Annotated in this window: 16 protein-coding genes; 12 read left to right on the forward strand and 4 right to left on the reverse strand. The window is 67.1% G+C overall.

What is annotated here, in order from left to right:
- Positions 1 to 471 precede the first annotated feature (471 nt).
- Positions 472 to 1,980: an MATE family efflux transporter gene (locus C8J25_RS04510; RefSeq protein ID WP_107952406.1), complete on the forward strand. Its 1,509-nt coding sequence runs from the start codon at positions 472 to 474 to the stop codon at positions 1,978 to 1,980.
- A gap of 122 nt (positions 1,981 to 2,102) precedes the next feature.
- On the opposite strand, the gene C8J25_RS04515 is transcribed toward C8J25_RS04510, so the two are convergent.
- The 4 genes from C8J25_RS04515 to C8J25_RS04530 form a co-directional block, all read right to left on the reverse strand.
- Complete coding sequence (locus C8J25_RS04515) at positions 2,103 to 2,867, reverse strand: NYN domain-containing protein (protein WP_107952708.1); 765 nt, start codon at positions 2,865 to 2,867, stop codon at positions 2,103 to 2,105.
- Between the two features lie 10 nt (positions 2,868 to 2,877).
- Positions 2,878 to 3,258 (reverse strand): DoxX family protein, encoded by a 381-nt coding sequence (locus C8J25_RS04520; protein WP_107952409.1) that lies wholly within the window; start codon positions 3,256 to 3,258, stop codon positions 2,878 to 2,880.
- A 229-nt stretch (positions 3,259 to 3,487) separates the two neighbouring features.
- On the reverse strand, positions 3,488 to 3,964 hold the full coding sequence (greB, locus tag C8J25_RS04525) for a transcription elongation factor GreB (RefSeq protein WP_107952411.1): 477 nt from the start codon (positions 3,962 to 3,964) through the stop codon (positions 3,488 to 3,490).
- Positions 3,965 to 4,054: 90 nt separating this feature from the next.
- Positions 4,055 to 6,040 (reverse strand): lytic transglycosylase domain-containing protein, encoded by a 1,986-nt coding sequence (locus C8J25_RS04530; protein WP_425275444.1) that lies wholly within the window; start codon positions 6,038 to 6,040, stop codon positions 4,055 to 4,057.
- Positions 6,041 to 6,142: 102 nt separating this feature from the next.
- Here C8J25_RS04530 and dapA point away from each other — a divergent pair, with 102 nt between their 5' ends.
- From dapA to C8J25_RS04585, 11 genes are all read left to right on the forward strand, one after another.
- Entirely contained in the window at positions 6,143 to 7,027 is an 885-nt protein-coding gene (gene dapA / locus C8J25_RS04535) for a 4-hydroxy-tetrahydrodipicolinate synthase (RefSeq protein WP_107952711.1), read from the forward strand.
- A 159-nt stretch (positions 7,028 to 7,186) separates the two neighbouring features.
- A complete protein-coding gene (gene smpB / locus C8J25_RS04540) occupies positions 7,187 to 7,669 on the forward strand; it encodes an SsrA-binding protein SmpB (RefSeq protein ID WP_055879372.1) in 483 nt (160 codons plus the stop codon).
- Between the two features lie 24 nt (positions 7,670 to 7,693).
- The gene (locus C8J25_RS04545) at positions 7,694 to 8,224 is read left to right on the forward strand and encodes a DUF2062 domain-containing protein (RefSeq protein WP_425275450.1); all 531 of its coding nucleotides are present in this window, start codon (positions 7,694 to 7,696) and stop codon (positions 8,222 to 8,224) included.
- A gap of 136 nt (positions 8,225 to 8,360) precedes the next feature.
- Positions 8,361 to 10,439, forward strand: a complete 2,079-nt coding sequence (locus C8J25_RS04550) for a M13 family metallopeptidase (RefSeq protein ID WP_107952415.1) — start codon at positions 8,361 to 8,363, stop codon at positions 10,437 to 10,439.
- A gap of 175 nt (positions 10,440 to 10,614) precedes the next feature.
- Entirely contained in the window at positions 10,615 to 12,663 is a 2,049-nt protein-coding gene (locus C8J25_RS04555; protein WP_107952418.1) for a M13 family metallopeptidase, read from the forward strand.
- A 547-nt stretch (positions 12,664 to 13,210) separates the two neighbouring features.
- Positions 13,211 to 15,592: a hybrid sensor histidine kinase/response regulator gene (locus C8J25_RS04560; protein ID WP_107952420.1), complete on the forward strand. Its 2,382-nt coding sequence runs from the start codon at positions 13,211 to 13,213 to the stop codon at positions 15,590 to 15,592.
- Positions 15,593 to 15,651: 59 nt separating this feature from the next.
- The gene (locus C8J25_RS04565) at positions 15,652 to 16,002 is read left to right on the forward strand and encodes a response regulator (RefSeq protein ID WP_093399563.1); all 351 of its coding nucleotides are present in this window, start codon (positions 15,652 to 15,654) and stop codon (positions 16,000 to 16,002) included.
- Positions 16,003 to 16,325: 323 nt separating this feature from the next.
- On the forward strand, positions 16,326 to 18,047 hold the full coding sequence (ilvD, locus tag C8J25_RS04570) for a dihydroxy-acid dehydratase (protein WP_107952422.1): 1,722 nt from the start codon (positions 16,326 to 16,328) through the stop codon (positions 18,045 to 18,047).
- A gap of 19 nt (positions 18,048 to 18,066) precedes the next feature.
- A complete protein-coding gene (locus tag C8J25_RS04575) occupies positions 18,067 to 18,435 on the forward strand; it encodes a hypothetical protein (protein ID WP_244186732.1) in 369 nt (122 codons plus the stop codon).
- The gene (locus C8J25_RS04580) at positions 18,432 to 19,910 is read left to right on the forward strand and encodes an NAD(P)H-hydrate dehydratase (protein ID WP_107952424.1); all 1,479 of its coding nucleotides are present in this window, start codon (positions 18,432 to 18,434) and stop codon (positions 19,908 to 19,910) included. Before C8J25_RS04575 ends, C8J25_RS04580 begins: the two co-directional genes overlap by 4 nt.
- Positions 19,907 to 21,103, forward strand: coding sequence for a class I SAM-dependent RNA methyltransferase (locus C8J25_RS04585; protein WP_107952426.1), 1,197 nt, complete (start codon positions 19,907 to 19,909; stop codon positions 21,101 to 21,103). The genes C8J25_RS04580 and C8J25_RS04585 overlap by 4 nt, the downstream gene beginning before the upstream one ends.
- The last annotated feature ends 18 nt before the right edge of the window (positions 21,104 to 21,121 follow it).

Raw genomic sequence — 21,121 nt, forward strand, 5'->3', positions numbered from 1 at the left:
TACTCCCCTCCCGCATGCGGGAGGGGCTGGGGGAGGGGCGTGCCTCAAAAGCCGGACGCCAGTACGTACGTCGCGCCCTCCCCTGACCCCTCCCGCAAGCGGGAGGGGAATGTGTGTCGTACAGCCGTCTCACTCAAACCCAACCCGTCACCCCAGCGAAAGCTGGAGTATCCCAGTGAGTAACCACCCCGGCCGGCCGATAACGGGATACGCCCGGCTTTCGCTGGGGTGACGGTTCGAGGCGGGGTGGCTCTGCCGTGCAAAGTATCCGACCGCGATCTTGTTCTCCCGCGAAGGCGGGAGCCCAGTCTGGGTCCCCGCCTTCGCGGGGAAACACGGCGCGCTTGGTTCACGCGTGGGACCTACCGGCTTGTTCCGGAGTTCACTCCGCGACTAGGCACTCGACATGACAAGGCGCCTGCCCGTTCGCCGGTGGTTGCCGGACCGAGTTCGGCCTGACGGAGAGACTGTGTGAGCGACCTTCCACCCGACGTCGAGACCCGCGCAGTTCCCCGCGACCCCTCCAGCGCAAAGCCCGAACGCCGCGGTAAACCCAACCAGCGCGATCTCACCGCCGGACACATCGGCCGTACGCTCCTCGCCTTCGCGCTCCCGACGCTCGGCTCGAACATCCTCCAATCGCTCAACGGCTCGATCAACGCGATCTGGGTCGGCCGCTACCTAGGCGAAGGCGCACTCGCCGCGACGTCGAACGCGAACATCATCATGTTCCTCACCTTCGGCGCGGTGTTCGGGTTCGGCATGGCGGCGACGATCCTTGTCGGCCAGAGCTTCGGCCGCCACGATCTGGAGGGCGCACGCCGCGCGTTCGGGTCCGCGGTCGGCTTGGTCCTAGGCGGCGCGATCGTGATCGCCGCGCTCGGCTGGGTGTTCGCGCCCGAAATCCTTCACTTGCTCGCCACCCCCGGCGACGCGATGCCGCTCGCGCTCGCGTACCTGCGCGTGATCTTCCTGGGGCTGCCCGCGTCGATGATGATGGTGCTGCTGATGATGGGCCTGCGCGGCACCGGCGACTCGATGACGCCGCTCTGGTTCATGCTGCTCAGCGCGCTGCTCGACAGCGGCCTCAACCCGCTGCTGATCGCTGGTATCGGGCCGTTCCCGCAAATGGGGATCGCCGGCTCGGCAATGGCGACGCTGATCGCCAGCCACGTCTCGCTGCTCGGGCTGATTATCTACATCTACAAGCGCGACCTGCCATTGCGGCTACGCGGCAACGAACTCCGCTACCTCATCCCCGAGCGCGCACTGACCGGCACGATCGTCCGGAAAGGCTTGCCGATGGGTGCGCAGATGCTCGTCATGTCGACCGCCGGCCTCGCGATGGTCGGGCTGGTCAACCGGCTCGGCGTCGATACCGCGGCCGCCTATGCCGTGTCGCAGCAGCTCTGGACCTATATCCAGATGCCCGCGCTGGCGATCGGTGCGGCGGTCAGTTCGATGGCGGCGCAGAATATCGGTGCAGGCCGCTGGGACCGCGTCGGCGACATCACGAAGTACGGCCTGCTCTTCAACATTGCGCTGACCGGTGCGATGGTCGGCGTGGTCATCCTTTTCGATCGTCCGGTCATGACGCTGTTCATCGGTGGCGCGAGCCCCGCGCTGCCGATCGCACGACATATCCAGCTGATCGCGAGCTGGAATTTCATCCTGTTCGGCGCGACGATGGTGCTGTTCTCGACCGTCCGTGCGAACGGCGCGGTGATCGCACCGCTGATCGCGCTGATCGTCGCGCTGTATCCGGTGCGGATCGGTTTTGCGTTGGTGGCGAAACCGTGGCTCGGCGCGGACGCGTTGTGGTGGAGCTTTCCGCTAGGGTCGCTCGCAACGCTGGCGATCGCAGTCGGGTATTACCGCTACGGGAATTGGCGAAAGGGCGCGCTGGTCGTCCCGGATGACAGCGAGGAACAGGCGCACGGGCTGAGCGAGCCGGGCGGGCGGTTGCAGCCTACCGGGTGAGGCCAAACGCGCTCCCTTCCCTGAAAGGGAGGGGGGTGGGTAGGCCGGCTCGTGTCTCCACGGTTCGGATATGCGGAAGCCGACCCACCCCCGACCCCTCCCTTTCAGTGAGGGGAGAAGGTTTACCGCAACCGCTTCACGAACGAACGCCCACCTTCGCGCCGCTCGTGCTGGAAGTTCGGGATCGTCTCGATCAGGTCCGACAGCCGGTTGAACCCGTAATTACGCGCATCAAAGCTCGACCGGTTCCCCGCCAACTGCCCCAGTTCGGCAACGCTGGCATACCCCTTCTCGTCCCGCTTCACCGCATTATACGCATCGATCAGCAACTTGATCACCTGCTCGTCGATCGGTTGCGCGGTCTTCGGCCGAGCGGCCGGCGCCGGCGTAGCGGGCTTCTCGCCAGCCACCGGAGCAGGCGCCGGCGTGGGCATAGCCTGCGACGTCTCGTTCAGCGCACCCACGTCGATGAACCGCGTGCACGCTTGGCGGAACCCTTCCGGCGTGCGGCTCGTCCCGAACCCGTATACCGGGATGCCGTCCTGGCGGATGCGCGTCGCAAGCGGCATGAAATCGCTGTCCGACGACATGATCCCGAAGCCGTCGATGCGCCCGCGGAACAGCAGGTCCATCGCGTCGATCGTCATCTTCATGTCGGTCGCGTTCTTGCCCTTGGTCAGGTCGAACTGCTGCTGCGGCTCGATGCCGTGCTTGATCGACATGTCGCTCCACGCCTTCAGCGCGGGCTTTGACCAGTTGCCATAGACCCGCCGGACGTTGACCGTACCGAGCTCGGCAAGGACGGTCAGCACCGGGTCGAGGGTCGCCGCGGACGCATTGTCCGCGTCGATCAGGAGGGCGACATTGCGCGTTGTGGTATCGATCATGCGCGCAAGGTTAGCCCCGCGCGCGCGCCGCGTCCACGCTCCACGCGCCACCACCGGCTGCGGCGAGGTACAGGAACACGAAGCAGTAGAGCACCGCCGCCTCGCCGCCATTGGCGATCGGGAAGGGGCCCTTCGGCATGTGCGCCATGAAATACGCGACCGCCGACATGCCCGACAGCACGAACGCGACCGGCCGCGTGAACAGGCCGATGATCAGCAGCCCGCCACCGACGACTTCGAGCGCGCCGGCGACCGTCAGCAGCGGGTTCATCGGCATCGGGAAGGGCGGCAGGCCGAAGAATTTCGAGATGCCGTGGCTGAAGAACACCAGCGCGACGACGATGCGCATGACGCTGAGCAGACGGGCGGACCAGGTGGCGGGTATCGGCATGGGGTATCTTCGGAGTCGTTGCGTAAACGAAATGTCCCACGGGCACGGGCGGAGGTCAATTCGCGTAAATCGAAACGGATCGTTCGCCGGCAACTCACGATCTTCCCCCGCCAGGGGGAGGTGGCACCGCAGGTGACGGAGGGGGAGGACACGGAACAGCGGTTTCCCTTACCTCCCCCTCCGTCTGGCAAGCGCCAGCCACCTCCCCCTGGCGGGGGAGGATCGCAAATTACGGATACTCGATCGCCATCACCTCATATTCGCGCTCGCCGGCGGGGAGGTCTACCCGCCGCACGTCACCGACCGCAGCGCCGCGTAAGGCGCGTGCGAACGGCGAGTTCCAGCCGATCCGCCCGTTGCTCGCGTCGGTTTCGTCGTCGCCTACCAAGGTCAAAATCCGCTCGACGTCATCCTCGTCCGCGACCGTCACGCACGCGCCGAACCACACGCGCGAACGATCTTCCTGCGCCGCCGGGTCGACGACCTTCGCTGCCTTCATCCGCTTCGACAGCCAGCCGAGCCGCCGGTCGATCTCGCGCAGGCGCTTGCGGCCGTAGATGTAATCGCCGTTCTCGGACCGGTCGCCGTTGCCTGCCGCCCACGAGATGACCTCGACCAGTTTCGGCCGTTCGCCAGCGAGCAGGTGCTCATATTCCTCGCGAAGAATGGTGTAGCCGGCAGGGGTGATGTAGTTGGGGCGATCCATGCGGTGCCCTACCATGTTCTCCCGCGAAGGCGGGAGCCCAGTCTGGGCTCCCGCCTTCGCGGGAGAACAATTTTATGAGGTAGCGCGACCTCAACCCGGCCGGTTCTTCCCCAGATACCACGACAACCGAGCCGCCCCCCGGCTCTTCGCCCGCGCGGGGTTCAGCAGGTCGTACACCACCGCATTCTCCAGCACCCGCTGCACATAGTTGCGCGTCTCCTGGTACGGGATCGCCTCGACCCAATCGACCATGTCCACGGTCCCGGTCCGCGGATCGCCGTTCGCGCGGAGCCATTTGTTCACGTTGCCCCCGCCCGCATTATACGCCGCCACCGCCAGCGGATAACTGCCGTAATTGGCGTAGACCCGCTGGAAATAGCTCGACCCGAGCATGATCGACATGTTCGGATCGGTCGTCAGCGCCGCCTGGTTGTACGCGAGGCCGATCTTCCCCGACTGCTCGCGCGCGGTCGCCGGCATCAGCTGCATCAGCCCGCGCGCGCCGGCGTGGCTCACCGCGGCACGATCGAACTGGCTCTCCTGCCGCGAGATCGCGTGGATGATCGTCCAGTTATCCTCGTACCCCGCCGGCACCGCGACCATCGGGAAGCCGACCGCGGAATAATCGCTGAGGCCGTTCGCCAGCGCACTCCGCCCGACCATCACGCCGAGGTCCGGCCGGTTGATGCTCTTCGAAAGCTCGGCGGCGAGCAAATGATCGGTATCGGTCGTAGCGTCCGCCGCGATCTGGCGGACGAACGCGGTCTGGTCCTGCCAGTCGCCGATCTGACCGAGGAACTTGACCGCCCGCACCGTCTCGCGCCGATCGAACGCCGCGCGCACTGATGGATCCACGACGATCGAGGCGACCGACGGCGGCGCGACCAACGCGCGCCCGGTGCGCTCGTTCGCCAACTGCCCGTAATATTGATCGCGGTACCCCGCCGCCTGGCCGTAGAACGCCGCCGCCTGAGGCGCCAAGCCAGCCGCCTCCGCCGCGCGACCCGCCCAGTAATATCCCTTCGACCGCACCTGCGGCGAGCGCGAGCCGCGCGCATACCGGTCGAACAGCGTCATCGCATCTGCCGGCCGCCCGAGTTGCTTCATCGCCACCCGTCCGCCGAGCCAGGCGAGATTGGTATATTCGTCGCGCTCGGCATAGGATTTCGCCGCGATGTCCGCGCCATACGGATACGCATCGTCGATCTGCCGCGCGATGTCGTAGGCGACCTGATATTGCCCGTCGTTCGCCGCGCCGTTTGCGTTGGTGACGAGCACCTCATACCACTCAGCGGCATTGCCCGGCCGTGTCACCAGCGACCGAGGCCGCGCCAACCACGCCCGCGCCGACGGGCTCGCCCCCGAATTGCGCAACCACTGCGCCCGGTCTGCGACATAGCCCGCGTCGTTCGCATACAAGGTTTGCGTCGACGCCGAGATATCCGACGCGTTCGGCGCATTCGTCCGGAACGCGAGCCGCGCCTCGAAGATCGGCCGCCGCGCTGCACTCGTCCAGACCAGTTGCCGCTGCGCCACGCCGGTCTGGCCCGCCCACAACAGCGCATCCATCCGCGCATCCTGGTCGTCCGGCGTCAGCGCGCCCGGAAAGCCCGACACCACCATCGCCTCGTCGGTCGGCGTCAGGCCGGCGCTCCGCCACGCCGTCCGCACCGCCGCATAAGCCTGATCCCGCGCGCCGGTCGCCTGCAAAGCCCGCGCATACGCGACACCGCCCGACGCGGACTGCGGCGGATAGCGGCGGAAAAACGCAACGACGCTGGTCGGCGATCCGGTCACCGCCTTGCGCTCCGCCGCACGCCGGTTGGCCGTCTCGTTAGGCCAGCCCGGATGCGCCATCAGGAAGCCCGCATAGCTGTCGAACGGCAACGCATCCGTCTGCTGCAACGCCCGCCACTGCGCAATGGTCGAGGCGATCGCGCCATCCGTTGCCATCGGCTGCGCATTGGGGCCCATGTTAGCCAACTGCGTGCTGTAGCGATCCAGGGTCTGCTGCCCGCCTCCCGACGCGGCGACCGTCCCCGCCACGACTGCAAGGAGAAGGCTCGTTTTAAACATCGATGCTACCATGTGGACAGCATACGCCCCGAACCCGTATCTGTCCTGAACGAAATCCGGATTTTGCAAGACATCCGGCGCAACAGGACCGCAGGCCACCGCATGTTTTCAGGATCTATTCCGGCGCTCGTCACGCCGTTCGCCGCCGATGGCAGCTTCGACGAAGCCGCCTACCGCGACTTCATCGAATGGCAGATCGTCGAGGGCTCGTCGGGGCTGGTCGCATGCGGGACGACCGGGGAGGCGGCGACCCTGTCGTACGACGAGCATTTCCACGTCGTCCGCGTGTGCGTCGATCAGGCGAAGGGCCGCGTGCCCGTCATCGCCGGCGCGGGCTCGAACGACACGCGCGTCGCATCCGCCAATTTGCGCGCCGCGAAGGACGCCGGCGCCGACGCCGCGCTGATGGTGCCGCCCTATTACAACCGGCCGGGGCAGGAGGGCATCTTCCGCCATTTCGAGGCGCTCGCGGCGTCGACCCCGCTGCCTATCATCCTCTACAACGTCCCCGCGCGGACGGTGACGGACATCCAGCCGGCGACCTTGGCGCGGATCGTCGCGGCGTTCCCGGACGTGTTCGTCGGGGTGAAGGATGCCAGCGGCGTCCTCGCCCGCGTTTCTCAGCACCGCGCGGCATGCGGCCCGGATTTCTGCCAGCTGTCGGGCAATGACGATCTGGCGCTGGCGTTCAACGTCATGGGTGGCACCGGCTGCATCTCGGTAAGCGCCAACGTCGCGCCGAAGCTCTGCGCGGAGTTCCAGGCGGCGTGCCAGGCCGGCGATTTCGTCAAGGCGCTGGCGTATCAGGACCAACTCTATCCGCTACACGAAGCGCTGTTCACCGACGCCTCGCCGGGCCCGGTCAAGTATGCGATGACCAAGGTGCGGGCGGGCTTCCCCGAGACGCTCCGCCTGCCAATGACCCCCGCCGGTGAGGCCTCGCGCGCTGCGGTCGACGCTGCCTTGGCACACGCCGACCTGGCCTGAACCCCCTGCGTGTTCTCCTGCGAAAGCAGGAGCCCAGGATCGCGAACACAGCCGCGTGTTACCCTGGACTCCTGCATTCGCAGGAGAACAGCGATTGTTTCAGCCAATAGCACCCCACCGCTTCCCCTAAGCCCTCCGACCTCCTACATCGCGCGTCCCATGGCACGTCCCAAACCCCCGACCTTCGAGAAGACCAAGATCGTCGCCGAGAACCGGCGCGCGCGGTATGATTATTATATCGAGCAGGTGTTCGAGGCGGGCATCGCGCTCACCGGCACCGAGGTGAAGGCGCTGCGCGGCGGCGAAGGCTCGATCGCGGAGGCTTATGCCGAGGTGAAGGGCAAGAACGTCGTTCTGGTCAATTCGAACATCCCCGAATTCAGCCACGGCAACCGCTTCAACCACGAGCCTAAGCGGCCGCGCAAATTGCTGCTCCACGAGCGCGAGATCAACAAGATGTTCGGGGCGGTCGCGCGCCAGGGCATGACGCTCGTGCCGCTGATGATCTATTTCAATTCGAAGGGCCGCGCGAAGATCGAACTGGCGCTCGCCAAGGGCAAGCAGAACCATGACAAGCGCGATTCGGTGAAGGAACAGGACTGGAAGCGCGAGCAGGGCCGCATCATGCGCGATCGCGGATAGGCTGTGTCCAGCACGCCGGTCGGTCTGTTCGCGCGCCTCGCGGCGTGGTCGCGTCGCAATCTGCCGACCCGCGAATCGATGGAGCGGAACCGCCTTCTCCGTCCCGTCGCGCACCGTGTCCTCGCACCCGAACTGTGGCGTTTCACCCGCCGCTCGGTGCCGCGCGGCGTCGCGCTTGGAATGGTCGCGGGCATTTTGATCCCGGTCGCGCAGACGCCCGTTGCCGCGATCTTCGCGCTGCCGTTCCGGGCCAACGTGCCGACGGCGGCGCTGACCACCTTCATCACCAACCCGCTGACCACCCCGCCGCTGTGGATCGCCGCGTACTGGATCGGTTCGTCGCTGCTGCGGCTGGACGAGCATGTCCCCGGCCAGCCGGTCGCGGAGGCCGCGGCGCAGACCGAGTGGATCCCGTGGCTGATGCAGGCCGGCCCCGCCACCGCGCTGGGGCTACTTATCATAACCATCGTCGGTTCGGTTGGCGGCTATGCGCTCAGCGCGCTGGGCTGGCGGTTGTGGATTGCGCGCAAATGGCGGCACCGGCACGATCGCTGACGCGACCATCGTCACGACCAACGTCACAACGATCACAAGTCGTAACAATCGTCACTATTCTTGATCTAGCCGAATTGACGGACCGTCCTATCGGCGTAAAACACACGCATCCTGAAGTCCTTATCGAGGTTCCTTGATGCGTAAGTCGATTGTTACCGTGATCCTGCTCGCGTCCGCTGCCTCGGCCTTTGCCCAGACGCGACCGGGCCCCGGCGCGCCGTCGCCGACGCTCGCCAAGGCTGCGAAAGGCCCCGTTGCCGCCAAGGATGCCAACAAGCCGCAGATCGGCGATTTCGGCTTCGACATGGCCGGCCGCGATACCAGCGTGACGCCGGGCACCGACTTCTTCGATTACGCGAACGGTGGCTGGGTGAAGACCACGCCGATCCCCGCCGATCGCTCGTCCTACGGCATGTTCCACGTCCTCCAGGACCTGTCGCTCGAACGCACCCGCACGATTCTCGACGTCTCCGCAAAGACGCCCGGCGACAAGGTCGGCGATTTCTATTCCAGCTTCATGGACGAGGCCGCGGTCAACGCGAAGGGCGCTACCCCCGTCAAGCCGATGCTCGCCGCGCTCAAGGCGACCAAGGACAAGACCGCGCTCGTCACCGAGATCGCCAAGCTCCAGCGCATGGGTGTCGGTGGTCTCGTCGGCGTCGGCGTTCAGCAGGACGACAAGGATCCGACCACCTACGTCGTGAGCCTCGGCCAGAGCGGCATCGGCCTCCCCGACCGCGACTATTACCTCAAGGACGACGCCAAGCTCGCCACGATCCGTACCGCGTACCAGGCGTATCTCACGCGGATGCTCACGCTCGCCGGCGAGCCCAACGCCGCCACCCGCGCTGCCGCCGTGTTCAACATGGAGAAGGGCCTCGCGACCGCGCACTGGACGCGGATCGAGAGCCGCGACGCCGACAAGACCTACAACAAATGGACCGCCGCCGACTTCGCTGCAAAGGCGCCGGGCTTCCCCTGGGCGCAGTACATTACCGCGATGGGCGTCAACGGTCGTCCGTTCTACCTCGTCGCGCAGCCGAGCGCGGTGACGGGCGAGGCGAAGGTCTTCGCCGACACGCCCGTCAACGTCCTCCAGGACTATGCGATGCTCAAGGTGCTGCGTTCGTACGCGCCGTATCTGTCGAGCGATTTCGACAAGACCAACTTCGCGTTCTACGGCACCACGCTGTCGGGCACGCCGGAGCAGCAGGTCCGCTGGAAGCGCGGCGTCTCGACCGTGTCGGGCGCGATGGGCGAGGCAATCGGCCAGCAATATGTCGCGAAGTATTTCCCGCCCGAGTCGAAGGCTGCAGCCGACGATCTCGTGAAGAACGTCATCGCGGCGATGGGCGAGCGTCTCCGGAACCTCGAATGGATGGCGCCCGAGACCAAGACCAAGGCGCTCGCCAAGCTAGCCGCCTTCACGCCGAAGATCGGTTATCCAGACAAGTGGCGCGACTATTCCGCGCTCCAGATCCAGCGCGGGGATCTCGTCGGTAACGTCGCGCGAGCCAACGCGTTCGAATACGACCGCGACCTGAAGAAGCTCGGCCAGCCGATCGATCGGGCCGAGTGGTTCATGACGCCGATGACGATCAACGCCTACGCCAACCCGACGATGAACGAGGTCGTCTTCCCGGCCGCGATCCTGCAACCGCCGTTCTTCGATCCGAAGGCGGACCCGGCTGTCAACTACGGCGGCATCGGCGCGGTGATCGGCCACGAGATCAGCCATCACTTCGACGACCAGGGCCGCAAATACGACCTCAACGGCAAGCTCACCGACTGGTGGACGCCGCAGGACGTCGCGCGCTTCAAGGTGTTCACCGATGCGCTCGTGAAGCAGTACGACGCGTACGAACCGCTCCCCGGCCAGCACATTCAGGGCGGCCTGACGCTCGGCGAGAACATCGCCGACTTGGCGGGCCTGACGGTCGCCTACGACGCGTATCACAAGTCGCTCGGCGGCAAGCCCGCGCCTATCATCGACGGCACCACCGGCGACCAGCGCTTCTATTATGGCTGGGCGGGCGTCTGGCGCAGCAAGTTCCGCGACGCCGCGCTCCAGCAGGCGTTGCTGTCCGACCCGCATTCGCCGGGCCACCAGCGCGTCCTCACGGTTCGCAACCTCGACCCCTGGTACGCCGCGTTCGGCGCCAAGCCGGGCGAGGCCAGCTACCTCGCCCCCGCCAACCGCGTCCGCATCTGGTAACGACGACCCCGCCGCATACCCCGACCTTGCACCACCCCGGCGAAGGCCGGGGCCCAGTTGGGGGACAGACGTAACGGCGGACTGTCCCCCATTACCGAGACCTTTCCAACTGGACCCGGCCTTCGCCGGGGAGGCGTGTTGGTGGGTGATGCCAACGAAATTCTAGGAGAACCCCATGAAGTCCTTCATCGTCGCCGGCCTGCTCGCCGCAACCGCCATCACCGGCGTCACCGCCGCCATCTCGCAAACGGCTGAGCCAACGCTAGCCGCTCCCGCAGCCCCGACCGGCGCGCAATACGGAACGTTCGGCTTCGACGAGAAGGGCATGGACAAGACCGTCCAGCCCGGCGACGACTTCTACACCTTCTCCAACGGCAATTGGTCCAAGAACACCCCGATCCCCGCCGACAAGTCGAACTACGGCTCGTTCAATCTCCTCTCCGACCTTTCCGAGACGCGCACCCGCGGCATCCTAGACACCGCCGCCAAGGACCCCAACTCGAAGATCGGCCGCGCCTACGCGACCTTCCTCGACACCGGCACGATCGAGGGCAAGGGCCTAGCCCCGATCAAGCCGTGGCTGTCGAAGATCGCCGCGCTGAAGGACCGCGCCGGCTATCCCGCTCTCCTCGCCGAGGCAGACCGCGCCGGGATCGGCGGCCCGTTCGGCGGCGGCGTCGGCCAGGATGACAAGCTCCCTGAGCAATACGCGCTCTCGCTAGGCCAGTCCGGCCTCGGCCTCCCCGACCGCGATTACTACCTCAGCACCGACCCGAAACTGGTCGAGGCGCGCAACGCCTACCGCGCGCACATCGTCAAGATGCTGGGCCTCGCCGGCGAACCCAATGCCGAAGCCCGCGCCACCGCATTGCTCGCGTTCGAAGCCGAGATCGCCAAGGTCAGCTGGACCCGCGTCGACAGCCGCGACGCCACCAAGACCTACAACAAGATGACCGTCGCCGATCTCGCCAAGCACGCCCCCGGCTTCGATTTCGCCGCATATTTCAAGGGCATCGGCACGCCCGTCCCGACCGTCATCGTCGCCCAGCCCTCCGCGATCACCGGCATCGCCAAGCTCGTCTCGACCGCGCCGATCGGCGTCCTCAAGGACCAGCTGATCCTCCGCTCGCTCGACGGCTATGCGGACGTCCTCCCCAAGGCGTTCGACGCCGAGCAGTTCGCGTTCTACGGCACCGTCCTCGGCGGCACGCCCGAGCAGGAAGCTCGCTGGAAGCGCGGCGTCCAGTTCACCTCGGGCGCGCTCGATGACGAGGTCAGCAAGCTCTACGTCGCGCAGTATTTCCCGCCCGAGACCAAGGCCGCCGCCGACAAGCTCGTCAAGAACGTGCTCGCCGCGATGGGCCGCCGGATCGACAAGCTCGAATGGATGGCGCCCGAGACCAAGGTGAAGGCGCACGCCAAGCTCGCCGCGTTCACGCCCAAGATCGGCTATCCGAGCCAGTGGAAAGATTTCTCCGGCCTGACGATCACGTCCGGCGATGCGTTCGGCAACGAATGGCGCGCGAACGAATGGCAGCACCAGGACAATATCTCCAAGCTCGGCAAGCCGTTGCAGCGCTGGGAGTGGGGCATGACGCCGATGACGGTGAACGCCTATGCCAATTTCGGCATGGTCGAGATCGTCTTCCCCGCCGCGATCCTGCAACCGCCGTTCTTCGATCCGAAGGCCGACGACGCGGTCAACTACGGCGGCATCGGCGCGGTGATCGGCCACGAGCTGAGCCATCATTTCGACGACCAGGGCTCGAAATACGATGCAAAGGGCCAGCTCACCGACTGGTGGACGGCCAAGGACATCGCCGGCTTCAAGGCGCTGACCGGCAAGCTCGGCGCGCAGTACGACGCGTACGAACCGCTCCCCGGGATGCACGTGAAGGGTCAGCTCACGATGGGCGAGAACATCGCCGATCTCGCGGGTCTCACGGTGGCGTACGACGCGTACCACACCGCGCTCGGCGGCAAGACCGCGCCCGTCCTCGACGGCTTCACCGGCGACCAGCGCTTCTATCTCGGCTGGGCGCAGGTCTGGCGCCGCAACTACCGCGAAGCCAACCTTCGCAACCGTTTGCTGACCGATCCTCACTCGCCGTCGCAGCAGCGCGCGTGGGTCGTGCGCAACCTCGACCCCTGGTACGCGGCGTACAAGCCGACGCCAGGGCAGAAGCTGTACCTGACGCCGGAGCAGCGCGTTCGGATCTGGTAAGAGTTTCCCTCGGATAGCGGGGGGAGCGGAAACTGGGCGCGTCTTTCTGAGGAAAGCGCTCAAGGCAGCCCAGGCCCCAACGATCCCCCCTCCCTGGCAGGGAGGGGCAGGGGGTGGGTCGGCCGCTTGGGGAGGGCATCGTCCGCCAACGGGCCGACCCACCCCCAACCCCTCCCTTCCAGGGAGGGGAGCAGAAAGACCGCCGTCGGTCGCGGGGCGGTGACACCCAGTTCCCCCGCGAAAGCGGGGGCCCAGGATCAAAAACGCTACCGCCCGTAACCCTGGACCCCTGCTTGCGCGGGGGGCGGTGGGGGAGTGACCTGCGGCCCCCATCCAAGACGACCACCCCGGCGAAGGCCGGGGCCCAGTTGGGGGACGTTGCTGACGGCGTTCGGCGCATCGTTACTACCACCGTTCCAACTGGGCCCCGGCCTTCGCCGGGGTGGCGATTTCTTCTGGGGAACGGTCGCCTGCGATACGAGTACCCCCCCAACACCACCGCATCCCGCTTGACGCCCAACCCCGCAACAGCGGATGACTCCCCGCAATGGCATCGCTCGCTTTACCCACCCCCGCCCGCAACGCAGCATTCGTCGCCATAGCCTCGGGCGTCGCCGCCGCCGCGATCGTGCTGCTGCTCGTCGGCAGCTGGATCGCCGCCGCCGGGTTCTTCGCCGCGGCCGTCATCGTCATCGGCGCGCTGATCGCATGGCGCCTGCTCAATCCCGTCGCCAAGGACGCGCCGCGCCCGGTCGACTGGGACCTCACCCGCACCGTCGCCGAAGCCGGCACCGACGCGCTCGCGATCACCGACCGCGCCGGGCGGCTCGTCTGCGCGAACGACGCCTACGAAGCGCTGTTCGAAGGCTTCCCGACACCCCCCGGCCTGCCGCTCGACGAAGCCGGCAACGCAGCGCTCGCCGACGCCGGCCGCTCCGCCTGGCGCGACGGCACCGCGCAGGTTGACCGCCTCAATGCCCGCGGCGTCTGCCTTTCCGCGCAGATCGCGCGCGCTGGCGACGACGCCGACATGCTCGTCTGGCGCTTCGTCACCGCGCAGGAACACGACCTCGCCGAGACGCTGGCTGCGTTGCTGACCGGCCCGACCGGCGACCGGCTCGGCGGCAGCGGCATCATGGCCGCGTTGCTCTCCCCCGACGGCCGCGTCCGCACCGCCAACCGTGTCCTCCGCGCGAGGGCGTGCGGCGACGAATACGACTCGATCGAAGGTCGCGATTTCGCCCGCTTCCTCATCACCGACAGCCGCGGTCTCGTCCGTTTCGAACGCGAGGGCCTCGAAGGTACGCCACTTCGCGTCCTCCAAATCCCGTTCCTCGACGGCGACGACGCCCCCGTGCTGGTCGCGCTGCTCGACGAGGAGGAGAACGCCCCCGCACTCGGCGCCAGCGCCTCCGCGCACGTCCGCAGCCTCGTCAGCATGATGCCGTTCGGCATGGCGTTGGTCGATCGCGACGGCCGCTTCCTGCAGATGAACGACTCGTTCCTCCGCGCCGCCGGCGTCAATGCGGTCGCCCCACCGCTCTATCCGGGCGATCTCGTCGTCCGCGAAGACAAGGCCGCGGTCGCCGATGCGATCCGCAAGTTCGCGAACGGCGCTACGCACTCCGCCGACATGGCGGTCCGCCTCAAGGACCACCCCGACGAGCCGGTCGCGCTCACCATCGCCGGCGCGCGCGGATTGGGCGACGCGGCCGTGCTGCTCAGCCTCAAGGACAATAGCGAGGAAAGCCGCCTGAAGCGTGAGGTCGCGCAAGCCACCAAGATGCAGGCGGTCGGCCAGCTCGCGGGCGGCGTCGCGCATGATTTCAACAACATCCTGACCGCGATCATCGGCCATTGCGACCTGATGCTGATGCGCCATTCGCCCGGCGACAGCGATTACGACGACATCCAGCAGGTCCGCACCAATTCGAACCGCGCCGCCAGCCTGACCCGCCAACTGCTCGCCTTCTCGCGCCAGCAGACGCTCCGCCCACAGATCCTCCAGCTTCCCGACGTCGTGTCGGAGGTGTCCAACCTGCTCAAGCGGCTGATGGGCGAGAACGTCCGCCTCGATATGACGCATGGCCGCAATCTCGGCCCCGTCCGCGCCGATCCCGGCCAGCTCGAGCAGGTCGTCGTCAACCTCGCGGTCAACGCGCGCGACGCGATCGTCTCGGCGAACGCGCGCGGTGGCGGCGTGCTGACGATCACGACGCGCGCCGTCCCCGCATCCGAAGTGCGCGAGATGGCGTCGGATATCCTGCCAGTCGCCGACTATACCGCATTGATCGTCCAGGACACCGGCACCGGCATCCCGCCCGACGTGCTGCCCAAGATCTTCGAGCCGTTCTTCACCACCAAGGAATTCGGCAAGGGCACCGGGCTCGGCCTCTCGACCGTCTACGGCATCGTCAAGCAGTCCGGCGGCTACATCTTCGCCGACAGCAAGCCGGGGCAGGGTGCGACCTTCTCGATGTACCTGCCGGTCCATTCGGCGCCCGCCGCGACTCGTCCCGTGGTCATCAAGCCCGCGCCGAAGCCCGTCGACCTGTGGGGCACGGGCACGATCCTGCTGGTCGAGGACGAGGACATGGTCCGCGCCGTCGCGGAGCGCGCGCTGACGCGGCAGGGATACACAGTGCTGACCGCGGAAAACGGCGAGATCGCGCTCGAAGTGCTGGAGAAACACGGCCGCCCCGACCTGCTCATCAGCGACGTCGTCATGCCGCAGATGGATGGCCCGACGATGGTCCGCCACGCGCGCGAGAAATTCCCCGACCTGCCGATCCTGTTCATGTCGGGCTATGCCGAGGAGCAGCTGCGCAAGTCGATCGACCTCGACAACGTCGCGTTCCTGCCGAAACCCTTCTCGGTCCAGGAACTGGCCGAAGCGGCACGAGACGTGCTGGCGACGCACCGAGCCTAAACCGGGCTGACCCGAACAAGATGTTGGCAAGTCGTAACAATCCCGACTATGCGCATGACATGACCGCTCCCCAGCAGATTCTGATCGTCGAAGACGAACCGTTGATCGCCATGATGCTCGAGGATTTTCTCGAAGTGCTGGACAAGGGTGTGGCGGGCTCCGTCGACACCGTCGCTGATGCGCTCAAGCGGATCGAAGAGGGCGGCGTCGATGGCGCGATCCTCGACGTGAACCTGCGTGGCGGCGAGAAGAGCACCGCGGTCGCCGAGGCGCTGGCGGCAAAGGGCGTCCCGTTCGTCTTCGCCACCGGCGGCGGCGATGATGGCGTCGCGCCAGAATTTCGCGACCGCCCGCGATTGCAGAAGCCCTTCACGATGGACGGCGTCGCTAAGGCCCTCGAAGGCCTCTGATTTCCTTTCGACCAGGAGAGGGAAGGGTCCCGCCGCAAAGCGGTGGGAAGGGTGAGGCCCAAGCTGTGTAAATATACGTGCGAGAGTCTGGCACAGATATTTCGCGCATAAGACGCCCCCCCCGGCGAAGGCCGGGGTCCAATTGGGGGACGGCAGTAACGACGGTCGGTCGTCAGTCACCATGGCCTTTCCAATTGGACCCCGGCCTTCGCCGGGGAGGTGACCGGTTTCGGTCTCATCCAAAACACTGCGCCGCATCCAGGCGCAAAAATCGACGCAACTCTCTTGCGCAAATACCCTCTCCCGCGACATAGGCGTTCGCCATGACCCGCACATTCGATAAATCGCGCCTGCCGAGCCGCCACGTCTCCGTCGGCCCGGAGCGCGCCCCGCACCGCAGCTATTACTACGCGATGGGCCTCGACGAGGAGCAGATCGCGCGCCCGTTCGTCGCACTCGCGTCCGCCGGCAACAATTCCGCGCCCTGCAACACCACGCTCGACGCGCAGGCCGATGCCGCGCAGGCCGGCGTCATCCAGGGCGGCGGCATGCCGCGCCGCTTCAACACGATCACCGTCACCGACGGCATCGCGATGGGCCATCAGGGCATGAAGGCCTCGCTGGTGAGCCGCGAAGTCATCGCCGACTCGGTCGAGCTCTCAGTCCGTGGTCATTGCTACGACGCGCTCGTCGGGTTCGCGGGCTGTGACAAGTCGCTCCCCGGCATGATGATGGCGATGCTCCGCCTCAATATCCCGTCGGTGTTCGTCTATGGCGGCTCGATCCTGCCCGGCCGCTATCAGGACCGCGACGTCACCGTCGTCGACGTGTTCGAGATCGTCGGCAAATACGCCGCCGGCGCGTGCCCGCTCTCCGAGGTCCACGCGATCGAGAAGGTCGCCTGTCCCGGCCACGGCGCGTGCGGCGGGCAGTATACCGCAAACACGATGGCCTGCGTCGCCGAGGCGATCGGTTTGTCGATCCCGAACAGCAACATGGTGCCGGCTCCTTACACCACGCGCGAACAGATCGCCGTGGCGGCGGGCGCGCAGGTCATGGAGTGCCTGGCCGACAATATCCGCCCGCGCGACATCTGCACGCGCGAGGCGTTCATCAACGCCGCCCGCGTCGTCGCCGCGACCGGTGGCTCGACCAACGCCGCGCTGCATCTCCCCGCAATGGCGTCCGAAGCCGGGATCGAGTTCGACCTGTTCGACGTCGCCGAGATCTTCAAGACAACGCCGTACATCGCGGACCTCAAACCCGGTGGGAAGTACGTCGCCAAGGACATGTACGAGGCCGGCGGCGTCTACATGCTGATGAAGACGATGCTCGCCGGCGGTTTCCTCAACGGCGATTGCCTGACGGTGACCGGCAAGTCGCTGGCTGAGAACATCGGCCAGGTGACGTGGAACCCCGACCAGAAGGTGATCTACGACATCAAGACCCCGCTGACGCCCACCGGCGGCGTCGTCGGCCTGCGCGGTAGCCTCGCCCCCGATGGCGCGATCGTGAAGGTCGCGGGCATGCACCGCCTCCAGTTCTCGGGCCCGGCGCGAGTGTTCGATTGCGAGGAGGACACCTTCGCCGCGGTCGAAAACCGCGAGATCAACGAAGGCGAAGTCATCGTCATCCGCTACGAAGGCCCCAAGGGCGGCCCCGGCATGCGCGAGATGCTGTCGACCACTGCCGCGCTCTACGGCCTCGGCATGGGTGAGAGCGTCGCGCTGATCACCGACGGGCGTTTTTCGGGCGGCACGCGCGGCTTCTGCATCGGCCATGTCGGCCCCGAAGCAGCGGACGGCGGCCCGATCGCACTGGTCAAGAACGGCGACATCATCCACATCGACGCCGAAGCTGGGACGATCGACCTCGACGTTCCCGAGGACGTGATGGCCGCGCGCCGCGCCGCGTGGGTGCCGCGCACCAACGATTACGGGTCGGGTGCACTCTGGCGCTATGCGAAGACCGTCGGCCCCGCGTACAAGGGTGCCGTCACGCACCCTGGAGCGGCAGCCGAAACCCATGTCTACGCGGATATCTAAGCAAACCCGGTGCCTTGTGATGCTTCTCTCGCTCCCGCTCGCAGCGTGCGGGCGGGGGCAGCCGGGCAGCGAACAGGTCGCGGCAAAGCAGCGCACCGAAACGGCGAGCGACACCCGCATCCCCTGCGCGCAGGGTGACACCGCGTTCGCGTCGACCTGCACGATCGAGCAGGCGCAGGGCAAGAACGGCCTAGTCCTGACGATCCGCCATCCCGACGGAGCCTTCCGTCGGTTGCTGGTAACGCAGGACGGTCGCGGCGTGATAGCCGCGGACGGCGCCGAAGTCGCGAAGGTCACGATCACGGGCACGGACGGCATCGAGGTCGCGCTCGGCGGCAACCGCTATCGCCTCCCGGCCACCGTCAAGGGTACGACGAAGCCCTCATGATCGGCATCGAAGGCCAGCCGGTCCTCACCGCCGCCGAAATGCGCGCAGCGGAGGATGCGGTGATCGCCACCGGCGTCTCGGTAGAAACGCTGATGGAGCGCGCCGGCACCGCGATTGCCGAGGTAGTCCGCCGGCTCGCGGGTACGAACGAAGTCCTGATCCTCTGCGGCCCCGGCAACAACGGCGGCGACGGCTATGTCGCAGCCCGAGTGCTGGCGGAACTGGGTGTGCCAGTTCGCGTCGCGGCGCTGTCGGAACCCAGGACGGATGCGGCGAAATCGGCGAGGGCAGGGTGGCTAGGCCCGGTCGAAACGCTGCCGGAGGCAAAACCCGCGCCGATCCTGGTCGACGCGCTGTTCGGCACCGGCCTGACCCGCCCGCTCGCCACCGCTCCCCATTCAAGCAGTTCCCCCGCGGACGCGGGGGCCCAGCTAAATCCCAAGGGCACTTCTAGCCGCCTATCCTGGGCCCCCGCGTCCGCGGGGGAACGGTCTGTGGTCGAGTGTCTTCGTGCACTCGCCGATGCCGCGCAGTTAAGCATCGCTGTCGACCTGCCCAGCGGTCTCGCCACTGAATCGGGTAAGACGCTCAGCACGCCGCCGGTCTTCGACCTCACCCTGGCGCTCGGCGCGGCAAAACCAGCGCACCTCCTCCAACCCGCCGCGCGCTATTGCGGTCAGATCCGCCTCCTCGACATCAGCGTTCCGACTGCCAGCCAAGCGGAAGTTCTCAAAGCCCCACTCCTCCCAACCCCCGGCCCCGATTCGCACAAATACACCCGAGGCATGGTCGCGATCATCGCCGGCACCATGTCCGGCGCTTCCGATCTCGCAGCCCTCGCCGCGATGCGCGCCGGCGCCGGCTACGTAACCCTGCTCGGCGACAGCCAAGGCCCCCCGCACGCGCTCGTTCGCGCACCGTTCTCAACCCATGCGCTCGCCAACGACCGGATCGGTGCACTCGTCATCGGCCCCGGTCTCGGCCGCGACGACACCGCCAAGGCTCGCCTGGAAGCCGCGCTGACCTCCGGCCACCCGCTGATCATCGACGGCGACGCCCTCCGCCTGCTCGACCCCGACCGGATCAAGGCATTGGACGTCCCCGTCATACTCACCCCGCATGCCGGCGAGTTCGACGCGCTCTTCGGCAAATCCGACGCGGACAAGATCACCCGAGCCCGCGACGCCGCCACCCGCGCCCACGCGATCGTCGTCTTCAAGGGCGCCGACACCGTCATCGCCGCGCCCGACGGCCGCGTCCGCATCGCGCAAGGGGCCAGCGACTGGCTCTCCACCGCCGGCACCGGCGACGTCCTCGCCGGCGCGATCGGCGCGATGCTCGCCGCCAAGCTCGATCCGCTCGACGCGTCCTGCGCCGGAGTGTGGCTCCACGGTGACGCTGCCCGCCGATTGGGCGCGGCTTTCATCGCCGACGACTTGGCGGAAGCACTCCGGTCCGCCAGAGCATCGCTATGACCTCTGAATCGAATATCGACATGATCGTCCGCGTCGCAGCGCGCGGCGACGGCATGACCGCCGACGGACGCCACGCCGCCTTCTCGGCCCCCGGCGACACGCTCGCCGCCGACGGCACCGTGATCCCCGGCCCGCATCACCAGACGCCCCCCTGCGTGCATTTCCCGACCTGCGGCGGCTGCCAACTCCAGCATCTCGACGACCAGGCCTATGCCGAGTTCGTCACCGACCGCATCGCCTCCGCGCTCGACGGCCAGGACCTCGCGGCCCCGATCCGCCCACCCCACATCTCCCCCGAACGCAGCCGCCGCCGCGCGACGCTTCACGCCGAGGCCAAGGGGGGCAAGATCACGCTCGGCTTCACGGCGGAGAAGGCGCACACGATCGTCGACATCAAGGAATGCTGGATCCTCGATCCGCGCCTGTTCGCGCTCGTCCAGCCCTTGCGCCAGCTGCTCAAGCGCCTCAACTTCCGCCGCCGCGCCGACATCCACCTGACGCTCGCCGACCAGGGCGCGGACATCCTGATCACCGGGTTCGCGCCCGAAGGCCTTCCTGCCGCTGAGGCACTGACCAAGTTCTGCGAAGATCACAAGATCGCCCGCGTGGCCTTCGACGACGGTCTCGGACCCGAGACGCGGTGGGAGCCCGACGCGGTCACGATCACCTTGGGCGGCGTCCCCGTACCGCTCCCGCCCGCGTCGTTCCTGCAAGCCACGCCCGATGGCGAGGCCGCACTCACCGCCGCCGTCCTCGAAGCGATCGGCAAGCCCGCGACGGTCGCGGACCTGTTCGCCGGTCTCGGAACATTCACGCTCGCGATCCCCGCCAAGGTCTATGCGGCCGAAGGCGCGCGCGACGCGCTCGGCTCGCTAAAGGCCGCCGCGCACCGCACCCAGCGGCCGGTGTACCCGGAGCACCGCGATCTCTACCGCCGGCCGCTGAGGGTCGCCGAGCTTGACCGCTTCGATGCGGTGGTGATCGATCCGCCCCGCTCCGGTGCGCGCGAGCAGGCTACTGCGCTAGCGGAGTGCAAGACGCCGGTGATCGCTTATGTCTCGTGCAATCCGGCGAGCTTCGCGCGGGACGCCAAGGAGTTGTGCGATGCGGGCTGGCGGATCGACTGGGTCCAGCCGGTCGGTCAGTTCCGCTGGTCAACGCATGTCGAACTCGCCGCGAAGTTCGTCCGCTAACCGAAGAAGATTGTTCCC

It is taken from the genome of Sphingomonas faeni (assembly GCF_003053745.1).
Lineage (GTDB): Bacteria > Pseudomonadota > Alphaproteobacteria > Sphingomonadales > Sphingomonadaceae > Sphingomonas > Sphingomonas faeni.

Coding starts and splice junctions, on each gene's coding strand:
- C8J25_RS04515 (WP_107952708.1), bottom strand. CDS start 2,867: ATGATCGATACCACAACGCGCAATGTCGCCCTCCTGATCGACGCGGAC.
- C8J25_RS04520 (WP_107952409.1), bottom strand. CDS start 3,258: ATGCCGATACCCGCCACCTGGTCCGCCCGTCTGCTCAGCGTCATGCGC.
- greB (WP_107952411.1), bottom strand. CDS start 3,964: ATGGATCGCCCCAACTACATCACCCCTGCCGGCTACACCATTCTTCGC.
- C8J25_RS04530 (WP_425275444.1), bottom strand. CDS start 6,040: ATGTTTAAAACGAGCCTTCTCCTTGCAGTCGTGGCGGGGACGGTCGCC.
- dapA (WP_107952711.1), top strand. CDS start 6,143: ATGTTTTCAGGATCTATTCCGGCGCTCGTCACGCCGTTCGCCGCCGAT.
- smpB (WP_055879372.1), top strand. CDS start 7,187: ATGGCACGTCCCAAACCCCCGACCTTCGAGAAGACCAAGATCGTCGCC.
- C8J25_RS04550 (WP_107952415.1), top strand. CDS start 8,361: ATGCGTAAGTCGATTGTTACCGTGATCCTGCTCGCGTCCGCTGCCTCG.
- C8J25_RS04555 (WP_107952418.1), top strand. CDS start 10,615: ATGAAGTCCTTCATCGTCGCCGGCCTGCTCGCCGCAACCGCCATCACC.
- C8J25_RS04560 (WP_107952420.1), top strand. CDS start 13,211: ATGGCATCGCTCGCTTTACCCACCCCCGCCCGCAACGCAGCATTCGTC.
- C8J25_RS04565 (WP_093399563.1), top strand. CDS start 15,652: ATGACCGCTCCCCAGCAGATTCTGATCGTCGAAGACGAACCGTTGATC.
- ilvD (WP_107952422.1), top strand. CDS start 16,326: ATGACCCGCACATTCGATAAATCGCGCCTGCCGAGCCGCCACGTCTCC.
- C8J25_RS04575 (WP_244186732.1), top strand. CDS start 18,067: ATGCTTCTCTCGCTCCCGCTCGCAGCGTGCGGGCGGGGGCAGCCGGGC.
- C8J25_RS04580 (WP_107952424.1), top strand. CDS start 18,432: ATGATCGGCATCGAAGGCCAGCCGGTCCTCACCGCCGCCGAAATGCGC.
- C8J25_RS04585 (WP_107952426.1), top strand. CDS start 19,907: ATGACCTCTGAATCGAATATCGACATGATCGTCCGCGTCGCAGCGCGC.